Annotated in this window: 11 protein-coding genes; 5 read left to right on the forward strand and 6 right to left on the reverse strand. The window is 68.8% G+C overall.

Features of this window, described 5'->3' with window-relative positions; genetic code table 11:
• On the reverse strand, positions 1 to 405 hold a 405-nt coding region (locus Q0066_RS10620), incomplete at its 3' end, for a hypothetical protein (RefSeq protein WP_298132711.1).
• 60 nt (positions 406 to 465) lie between these two features.
• Here Q0066_RS10620 and Q0066_RS10625 point away from each other — a divergent pair.
• Positions 466 to 1,020, forward strand: coding sequence for a TetR family transcriptional regulator (locus tag Q0066_RS10625; protein WP_298132713.1), 555 nt, complete (start codon positions 466 to 468; stop codon positions 1,018 to 1,020).
• Here the strand turns inward: Q0066_RS10625 and Q0066_RS10630 are convergent.
• The 4 genes from Q0066_RS10630 to Q0066_RS10645 all read right to left on the reverse strand — a co-directional run bounded on the left by Q0066_RS10630 (position 989) and on the right by Q0066_RS10645 (position 3,143).
• Positions 989 to 1,741: an alpha/beta fold hydrolase gene (locus Q0066_RS10630; protein WP_298132714.1), complete on the reverse strand. Its 753-nt coding sequence runs from the start codon at positions 1,739 to 1,741 to the stop codon at positions 989 to 991. The two genes, Q0066_RS10625 and Q0066_RS10630, sit on opposite strands and share 32 nt — an antisense overlap.
• Before the next feature lie 43 nt (positions 1,742 to 1,784).
• Positions 1,785 to 2,213 (reverse strand): OsmC family peroxiredoxin, encoded by a 429-nt coding sequence (locus tag Q0066_RS10635; RefSeq protein ID WP_298132716.1) that lies wholly within the window; start codon positions 2,211 to 2,213, stop codon positions 1,785 to 1,787.
• A gap of 109 nt (positions 2,214 to 2,322) precedes the next feature.
• Positions 2,323 to 2,808 carry an SRPBCC domain-containing protein gene (locus Q0066_RS10640; protein ID WP_298132718.1) on the reverse strand — a complete coding sequence of 162 codons (486 nt, stop codon included), beginning with the start codon at positions 2,806 to 2,808 and terminating at the stop codon, positions 2,323 to 2,325.
• 2 nt (positions 2,809 to 2,810) lie between these two features.
• The gene (locus Q0066_RS10645) at positions 2,811 to 3,143 is read right to left on the reverse strand and encodes a metalloregulator ArsR/SmtB family transcription factor (protein WP_298132720.1); all 333 of its coding nucleotides are present in this window, start codon (positions 3,141 to 3,143) and stop codon (positions 2,811 to 2,813) included.
• A 256-nt stretch (positions 3,144 to 3,399) separates the two neighbouring features.
• Here Q0066_RS10645 and Q0066_RS10650 point away from each other — a divergent pair, with 256 nt between their 5' ends.
• The 3 genes from Q0066_RS10650 (at position 3,400) to Q0066_RS10660 (ending at position 8,438) form a co-directional block, all read left to right on the forward strand.
• A complete protein-coding gene (locus Q0066_RS10650) occupies positions 3,400 to 4,653 on the forward strand; it encodes an MFS transporter (RefSeq protein WP_298132722.1) in 1,254 nt (417 codons plus the stop codon).
• A gap of 274 nt (positions 4,654 to 4,927) precedes the next feature.
• Complete coding sequence (locus Q0066_RS10655; protein ID WP_298132723.1) at positions 4,928 to 8,062, forward strand: transcriptional regulator; 3,135 nt, start codon at positions 4,928 to 4,930, stop codon at positions 8,060 to 8,062.
• On the forward strand, positions 8,040 to 8,438 hold the full coding sequence (locus Q0066_RS10660) for a hypothetical protein (protein WP_298132725.1): 399 nt from the start codon (positions 8,040 to 8,042) through the stop codon (positions 8,436 to 8,438). Before Q0066_RS10655 ends, Q0066_RS10660 begins: the two co-directional genes overlap by 23 nt.
• 82 nt (positions 8,439 to 8,520) lie before the next feature.
• Here the strand turns inward: Q0066_RS10660 and Q0066_RS10665 are convergent, their stop codons facing one another.
• Entirely contained in the window at positions 8,521 to 8,694 is a 174-nt protein-coding gene (locus Q0066_RS10665) for a DUF5302 domain-containing protein (RefSeq protein ID WP_298132727.1), read from the reverse strand.
• A gap of 101 nt (positions 8,695 to 8,795) precedes the next feature.
• Between Q0066_RS10665 and dcd the strand changes: the two genes are divergently transcribed.
• The coding region (gene dcd / locus Q0066_RS10670; RefSeq protein ID WP_298132730.1) for a dCTP deaminase at positions 8,796 to 9,319 on the forward strand (524 nt) is incomplete at its 3' end.

The raw sequence follows: 9,319 nt of genomic DNA on the forward strand, positions 1-9,319 counted from the left end.
GCAGATCGCCAGCATCGAGAACCAGGCGAGCGCGCCGACCAGCGCGTGCAGCGCCGGAGCCGGACGCCGGAAGCTCAACACGTCGCTGCCCACGGCCAAGTAGTGCGGTCGGACGGCGCCGGGGTGTCGGGCGCGGTACGAGGCGAACATCAGCAGATCGCCGAGGACCTGCCCGGCGGTGAGCACCACGAAAGCCGTCCAGGCGATCGGTACGGCGCCGGTGACTACGAACGCCGTCCAGGTCGCGATGCCGATGACCTGCAGGGTGAGGTGGGCTGCGATCTTCGCCGTCGGAAGGTGGCCCGAGCCGCGATGGCGCCGCCAGGCCAGTAGCGAGGTGAGTCCGAAGCCGGCGGCGACCAGCAGCAAGGCCAGGTCGATGCTCGCGAGCACGGTGACGGACATGGCGCGACGATACTACGGATGTAGTTAGATGCGAACTACGAATGTAGTTACGATGTCGCTATGCCATCCAACCGGGAGCGGGCGCTGGACGCCGCGATCGACATCCTCGCCACCGAGGGCATCCGCGCCTTGACCCACCGGCATGTGGACGACGCCGCAGGCCTGCCCGAGGGTTCGACCTCGAACGCCTTCCGCACCCGGGCCGCGCTGCTGCTCGGCATCGCCGAGAAGATGGTCGAGGATGAGCTGCGGATGCTCGCCGAGCCACCGATCGCCGCCTCGCCGGAACAGCTCGCCGAATCGCTCGTCGCGCTGTTCGGACGGCTGACCGGCCCGCTGCGGACTCAGACGTCCGCGCGGCTCGCACTGCTCGTCGAAGCGGCCCACGACGAGGCGATCCGGGCCATCTTGAGCAATGCCCGATCGAGGGCTGTGCAGCCGATCCGGTCCGCCTTCGTCGCTGTGGGCGCCGCCGACCCCGACCTCGCCGTCCACCTCGTCACCGTCTGTTTCGAGGGGCTGTTCCTGCAGGTGATCGATCTCGGCGTCGACCTCGACCCGCGTCCGATCATCACCGCCGTGGTCAGGGGCGCTGTGGCGTCAGCCTCTGAATGAACCGCACCGACTCGGTGAAGATCAGCTCGGCGTCGTTGTCCATCGTCGCCACGTGATACGAGTCCTCCAGCATCACCTGCGTGACGTCGTCCGAGCCGACCCGCTTCAGGAAGGTCTGCCACGAGATCGGCGGAATGACATGGTCGGTGCGCGAGGTGAACAGCAGCACCGGTAGCCGCAGCTGCGGCAGGTCCTCGACGACGATCTTCCACAGCTTGGTCTGGCTGTACATCGCCTTCAGCGGATTGCGGTCGTAGGCCAACTCCACCACGCCGGGCTTCTTGATGTCGCCGGCGATGCCGCCGAGCGAAGGCAGGATGTGCTGCAGCAGCGGCAGCACTTTCAGGGCAGGGTTGGTGTGCGCGTAGATCGGGTTCACCACGACCAGACCCGCCAGGTCGGGCTTCTCCTGCGCGAGTTTGGTGGCCAGCAGGCCGCCCATCGACAACCCTGCCGCGAATACCGTCGCGCAGCGCGCGGTCAGCTGTTGGTAGGCGAGGTCGATCGCGCCGTACCAGTCCTGCCAGCCGGTGGCGTTGAGGTCTTTCCAGTGGGTGCCCATGCCGGGCAGCAGCGGCACCCGGACCGAGTAGCCGGCCGCGGCCAGGTGCTCGGCCCAGCCGCGCATCGACTGCGGCGTGCTGGGGTAGCCGTGGCACAGCACCACCCCGACCTCGGAGCCGTCGACGCTGATCGGCTCCGCTCCCGGCATGATCGTCATGGCGCCATCATGGCGCACCGGGAGCGGAGCCGACAGAAATGCGTCAGGAGGCGAACGTCGCGTTCAGGGTGATCGGAATGCTGGCCAGCGCGGCCGACACCGGGCAGCCGGTCTTGGCGTCCTCGGCGAACTTGAGGAACTCCTCCTCGGTCAGCCCCGGCACCTTCGCCACCACGGTGAGCTCGCTGCCGGTGATGCCGACGCCCGGCTGGAAGCCGACGACCGCCTTGGTGTCGACCGACTCGGGCGGTGTGCCGTTGCCGGCCAGGGCGTGCGACAGGGCCATCGAGTAGCAGGCGGCGTGGGCCGCGGCGATCAGCTCTTCGGGGTTGGTGGTGCCGGCACCGGCCTCGGCCCGCTTCGCCCACTTCAGGTCGAAGTGTGCGACGCCGGAGGTGACCAGGTCGACGCTGCCGGCGCCTTCGGTCAGGCTGCCCTCCCAGTGGGCCTGCGCAGTGCTCTGCGTTGCCATGAAGCTGCTCCTTCTGTTCGGAAATCGGCGGACGGTCGCCCGCCTGTCGTCCCCAGGCTAGGTGCTGGGGACGACAGGGGCGACCCGTCCGTCCGCCGTCAGGGCTGAGTCAGGCAGCCAGTAGTTCGTCGATCTGACCGATCGCCGCGGTGGCGCCCTCGATCATGCCCATGTCGAGCACTTGCTGCAGGCCCTCGGCACTGGGGTAGGTCGCCACGAAGGTGGCCCGGGTGCCGCCCTGGTGCGGCGCGAACGAGTAGACGTTCTGCGACTCGGGAAGGTCGGTGTTGGGGTTGAACTGCTCGTCGGCGAAGCCGTCCGCGAAGGCGAAGAAGTCGGGCTCGGAGACCTCGGTGATCCGCCAGTAGCCGCAGAACTTCTCGCCCTCGGGGCTGGTCATGTAGTAGTTCATCCGGCCGCCGGGGCTCAGCTCGTGGTCGACGAAGGTGGCCGGGTACTGAGGTGGGCCCCAGACCCGCTCGAGTTGGCGCGGGTCGGCATAGATCTGCCAGACCCGCTCCACCGGGGCAGCGAAGTCGGCGACGATCGTCAGGGTCAGGGCATCGATGTCGGTCTTGACGTCGACAACAGGCATGGTCACTCCTTGAGTTGATTGAGTAGGTCGTCGATCCGGGAGATCCGGCCGCGCCAGACCTCTTCCAGCTCGGCCAGCAGGCGGCCGGCCGAGCGCAGCATCTGCACGTCGCCGCTGGCCAGTGCCTCGCGGCCCTGCCGACGCTTGGTCAGCAGTCCGGCCCGCTCGAGCACGGCGACGTGTTTCTGCACCGCGGCGAAGCTCATCTCGTAGCTCGCCGCCAGCGCGCTGATCGAGTGTTCGCCGGCCAGCACACGACGCAGGATGTCGCGCCGGGTGCGATCGGCGAGGGCGTGGAACAGGGCGTCGGCCTGGTCCTCGTCGCTCTCGGTCATGGAACAAACATACAACCAAACGGTTGTATGTTGTCAACCTCGGCGGCGTTTACCGGTCGTTTATGGCCGATCGACACGCTGGTGCCAATCCCGAAAGCGAAGCAGTGGGCGCGACTGGGAGGGACGCGGATCGGGGGGCTTGCGAGACGCTCGGGAGGCGTCGGTGGTGAGGAGTCGCACGGGGGGTTCGACTCCTCGCCACAGGCGTGCGTTCCGGGGCGCGTAGCATGGCGCCGATGAGAAGCGGACGGCGGCGATGAGCGAAGGCGAAGCCGGCGACCCGCTGGAGCCGATTCAGACGTTCGCCTCACTGGGGGTCTTCAACTATCGACTGCTGTTCCTGGGCTCACTGACCTCCAATGTCGGCACCTGGATGGCGCGGGTCGCTCAGGACTGGCTGGTGCTCACCCAGCTCACCGATCAGTCGGCCACCGACCTGGGCTACATCACCGCGCTGCAGTTCGCCCCTGGGGTGCTGATCTCACCGATCGCCGGCGCCGTGGCCGACCGGTTCGGCAAGCGCCGGATCATGATGATCACCCAATCTGGTACCGCGCTGGTGTTCGCCGCGCTCACCGCGCTGGTGGCCACCGGTGCAGTCCAGCTCTGGCACGTCTATCTGAGCGCGACCATCGCCGGGGTGCTGTGGGGTTTCGACGCCCCGGCCCGGCAGGCGTTCGTCTCCGAGGTGGTGCCCGATCATCTGCTCGGCAACGCGGTGGGGCTGAACAGCGCCTCGTTCAACGGTGCCCGGCTGCTCGGACCGGCGATCGCCGGGCTGATGATCGCCTGGGTCGGCATCTGGCCGGTGTTCGCGGTCAACACGATCAGTTTCATCGCGGTGCTGCTCGGGCTGTTCCTGATGCGCCCCGACCAGCTGCACCCTGCCCCGGTACGACGCGGACGCGGCGCGATCCGCGAGGGCATCGCCTACGTCGCGCACCGGCCCGACCTGCAGCTGGTGCTGTTTTGCATCTTCATGCTGGGCACCTTCGGGTTGAACTTCCAGATCACCAACGCCCTGATGGCGACCAAGGTGTTCGGCGTCGGACCCGAGGGTTACGGCCTGCTCGGCTCGGTGATGGCGTCCGGCACCCTGGCGGCGGCGCTGATGGCGGCCCGCCGGCGGCGTCCGCGATTGCGGCTGGTGGTGGGCGGACTGGCTGCCTTCGCCGTGGTCACCACGGTGCTCGCGCTGGCCCCGAGCTATTGGGTCTACACCGTGCTGCTGGTGCCGACCGGACTCACCTCGCTGACCGTGATGACCGCCGCCAACACCACCGTGCAGCTGACCACCGCGCCCGAGATGCGCGGCCGGGTGATGAGCCTGTACATGGCGATCTTCACCGGTGGGACGCCGCTCGGCGCCCCGCTGATCGGCTGGGTCGGTGACGCCTGGGGGCCGCGCTGGACGCTGCTGGTCGGCGCGATCGCCACCGGGATCGCCGCGCTGGTGGCCGCTGTCTACCTGTGGAACCGGATGGGACGCCCGACCCGGCTGCCTGCCTAGGGATGGGCTGATCGAGGCCCTCCATCGTCATCCCGGACTCGATCCGGGATCTCTCCCGCCTGAGGTCCCGCGTCGGAGCCCGGGGTGACGTGAGCGATCAGCGGCCCTTTCATCGGCCGGCGATTTACGAACGGTTTATCTGCTCGAACCACGATGGCGCCATGGGTTGATCAGGAGGTGCCCGTGGCGAACATTCAGTGGCTAGGGTGCTGGCAAGCGCCGCAGTCACTCCCGATGGCCGGGGCGCGAGGTATTCACACCCCCTGGAGGCCCGATGGCTGCGGTCGACTTCCGCGTGCTGGGCCCGGTCGGTGTGACGGTGGACTCCGAACCGCAGCGGTTGCGTCCGATGGAAGCGACCGTGCTGGCGGTGCTGTTGGCCGATCACAACCGTCCGGTCACCCTGGACGCGCTGATCGACCGTGTCTGGCGTGGTACACCGCCGCGCACCGCGACCACCGCGATCCGGGTGCACATCGACCGGCTCCGGGCCGCGATGCGACGCCAGGAGATCTCCCGGCTGGTCTCAGCCGCCGGTGCCTACCGACTTGTGGTCGAACCCGACGAACTGGACGCCCAACGCTTCGACGACGCGTTGCGCCGCGGCCGCGAACTGGCGAGGCGGGATCCGCGCTCGGCCGGGGGGTTGCTGCGCGAAGCGCTCGCCGAATGGCGGGGGACGCCGTTCGGTGCGATCGAGGGAATCGAGTCGATCGACGTGACTCGTAGCTACCTGGAGAGCCGGCGCGCGGAGCTGCTGGTCGAACTGGCCGAGGTCGAACTGGCCTCCGGCCGGCACGCGGCCGTCATCGCCGACCTGCGCCGCTGGTGCGCCGAACTCCCCGAATCGGAGGCGTTGGCGTCCAGCTTGGTACTCGCGCTGTACCGCAACGGCGATCAGGTCGCGGCGCTGGACGAATGTCGCACCTTCACCGAACGGTTCTCCGCCGACTACGGCCTGGACGCCGGACGCGCCTTCCGGCGGCTGGAGAACGACCTGCTCAACCAGCATCCGCGGCTCGACCCACCGGTCGACGTCACCGTGGCCGCCCCGCCCGCGCCGATCGGACGCCAGCACCTGGTCGACGCCGTCACCCGGTTGCTGGCTGCGCCGCGACCGCCCGCCCTGATCGCCCTGGGTGGGCGTCCGGGGATCGGGGTGAGCACGGTGCTGAACCATCTCGCCCGGGCGATCCCGGACGCCGTGCTGCTGCCGTCGGGGGCGTCGGCCGTCACCGGCTTGGCCGAGATGCTCGGCGTTCCGCTTCCCGGCCACGCCACCACCGGCGACCGCGCCACCGCGCTCGCCGGCGAATTGTGCCGTCCGGGGCGGGTGTTGATCGTCGACGATGTGGACGAACTGGCGCCGGACACCCTCGAGTTGTTGCTGGCGCTGGCACGCTTTCCGGGCATCTGCCCGATCGTCACCGGGGGCGGATCGCGTCCGCTCGGTGAGCATCCGCTGCTCACCGACGGCTGGATCGCCGCCACCGACTGTGTGGCCCTTCAGGTGCAACCGCTGGACGACGCGTCCGCCCGAGCGCTGGCGGCGTCACTGGTGTCGGCGACCAATCCTGAGCGGGAGACGCTGGTTGAGAAGGTGGTTGCCTCGGCGGGCGGTGACCCGTTCCTGCTCGCAGCGCTGGCCCGCGAGACCGAGGCGACCGGAGGCTGGGTTGATGCGCCGGCCAGCCTGGAGGAGTTCGTCCGGCGAAGCCTGATCGGCCTGCCCGAAGGGTGTGCAGAACTGCTGGCACTGGCGGCTTCGGACACGCCGGCCGAACTCGACCTGCCGCTGCTGCGAGAGGCGCTCGGGCTCTCGAGTGCGGACTCGTCCGCACTCGCCGAAGCCGCGCTCGCGGGCGGTCTGCTGATTGAGGCGCCGCGAGGGATCGGCTTCCGGCATGCCGGCTTCCGCGAGGCGCTGGCCCGATTGGGCGCCCCGGAGACGGCGCGCCGCCGGATGATCGACGCGCTCGCAGCCCGGCCCGATCCTGACATCCCGCGCATCGCCCACCATGCGCGGCAGCTGCCCGACGCGACGGACGCCGCTGAATACACGGCGGCCGAGGCCGCCGGGCTGGTGGCGGCGGGCGCACCGCTGGCCGCTGCCGATCGCTACGCAGAGGCTGTCGGGCTGGCGCAGGATGCCCGGCTGGCGCCGAGGCTGTGGCTACCGTGGGCACTCGAGGGCGCCGCGGCGCTCACGCTGGGCGGACGGATCGAGCAGGCGATGTCCCAGGCCGGAGAATTCGCGGCGCTTGCCCGCCGGGCCGGTGAACCGACGCTGTTCGCCCAAGCCGCGTTGGCCACAGCCGGCCCCTGGGTGCCCTTGGGCGTGGACGCCCGGCGGACACAGTTGCTGATCGGCGAGGCGCTGGACTGGCTATCGGCCGACCAGACTGCGCTCCGCGTCCGGCTGGTCGAGGGATACCTGCGCGCCGGCAAGGCCGGCGACGCGACGATGCTTGCGGTCCTCGGTGAGGTGGAGCCGGAGATGGTGGAACGGGCGTCAGATGCCGATCCGGCCATTGCGCTCGATGCACTGCGCGCCCTCCACTCGTTGAGCTGGCCGACGCGGCAGCCGCCGCGCCGACGCTTGGAGTTGGCGCAACGGATGGCTGTCACCGGTGCCCGCGCGGGCAGCGCGGAGGCCGAACTGGAAGCGCTGCACCTCATGGTCAACGCGCACGTGGAGTTGGCTGATCGGCTGGGGGCAACCGCTACTGCGCACGACTACATGCAGCGTGCCGAGGCGTCCGGATCAGTGTTGCATCGCTGGTTGGCGCTGAGGCTGGCCGAGCTGCTTGCCGGCTTGGCCGGACGGACTGCGGTCGCGGAACGCCATGCTGAGCAGGCGCACACACTCCAGGCCGGCGTCGATCCGGAAACCGTGACCGTCGCCGAGCACGAACGCAGGCTGAGCGAGGCGATTCGCGAAGACCGGCTGACGGATCTTGCCCAAGCCATGGATGCGCTCGACGACGACATGTCGGGCTTCGACCCGCTTTACCAGATCGCCGGTGCCACGATTGGCACCGCGGTCGGCCGGCCCGCCACGCCGGACTACCTCGAGCAGCTTTGGGACGGCGTCCGCGGCACCTTCCGGGCCGGTGCCGCGGCGGGCTTGCTCATCATGGCGCTCGGTGCGTCCGAGCCGGACGAGCGGTTTGCCGAGGAAATGATCACCGAGTTGGCCGCCCACAGCGGCTGCTGGCTGCCCATCGGGGCGTCTGCGGGGATCGGTCCCGCAGACGCCTATCTGGCCCGATTGCTGCGGATGTGCGGGAGGTTGGAGGAAGGCTCCCGGCACGCCCGTCTTGCGACATCGGTGGCCCACAGGTTCGCACCCGCCTGGGTTCGATTCACAAACAAGGAGGCCCCCCATGCCCAAGACCGGTCTAGGTGACTACGTCACCAACGACGACACCACCCAGTTCGTTTTGCAGTGGAACGACTGGTCGACAGCCGAGCCCCGGCAGCAGCTCTATCAAGCCGCCTGGGAGGAGGTTCGGCGCGGACGCTCTGCGCTCGCCTTCATCACCGCCGTCGCAAACCAGCAGAACGTTGAGGTGCCCGACCACATTCAGCTCTACCTACGCAAACACCGTGACTTCTCTGACACGTTCCAAAAGGCGTTCAAGAAGGTGCGCAAGCACAATTGGCGGCTTGCTGTGGTCGTCGATCAGACCAATCTCTCCGAGTTTCCGCCGGCGGTCACCCTGTTGAAGGACCGGACCGCCCAACTGGTGATGTTGTACGTAGTCGGCGACGAAAACATCTGAGATCTGTCGCTGGTTGAGCTTGTCGAAACCACGTCCGGGTCTCGACAAGCTCAACCAACGGCGAGCTCAACCACGACGGGTTCTAGCCGCCGGACTTGCGGCGGAACTGCCGCTTGCCGCCCTGGGCGTGGGTGTTCTTCGCAGTGCCGCGGGCGGCGTCGGTGTGGTCGGCGCCGGAGTGCTGGCTCTGTTGCTTGCGTTCCAGCGCCGCCTTGAATGCGGCCTTGGTGTCGGCGTTCGGATCGGATTCCGGCATCGGTGCCTCCTTGGTCGCGACGAAGACACCACTGTAGGCGGTTGGTCCGATTCGCTGCCTCCCGGTCCCGGCCGATGCCTTGTCACGGTAGCCTCAGGCGCGTGCTGCTCTCCGACCGCGACATCCGCGCCCAGATCGAAGCGGGGCGCGTGCAATTCGATCCGTGGGATCCGGCGATGGTCCAGCCCAGCAGTGTCGACGTCCGGCTGGACAAATTCTTCCGGCTGTTCGACAACCACAAATATCCGGTGATCGACCCGGCGCAGGACCAGCCCGAACTGACCCGGCTGGTCGAGGTCGACCCCGCCGAGGGCTTCGTGCTGCACCCGGGGGAGTTCGTGCTGGGCAGCACCTTCGAGACCGTCACCCTGCCCGATGATCTGGCCGCCCGGGTCGAGGGCAAGTCGAGCCTCGGACGCCTCGGGCTGCTCACCCACGCCACCGCCGGCTTCGTCGACCCCGGGTTCAGCGGCCACGTGACCCTGGAGCTGTCCAATGTGGCGACGCTGCCGATCATGCTCTGGCCGGGCATGAAGATCGGCCAGCTGGCCTTCTTCCAGCTCACCAGCCCGTCGGAGAACCCGTACGGTTCCGCCGTCTACGGCTCGCACTACCAGAACCAGCG

The organism is Micropruina sp. (genome assembly GCF_027492755.1).
GTDB lineage: Bacteria > Actinomycetota > Actinomycetes > Propionibacteriales > Propionibacteriaceae > Micropruina.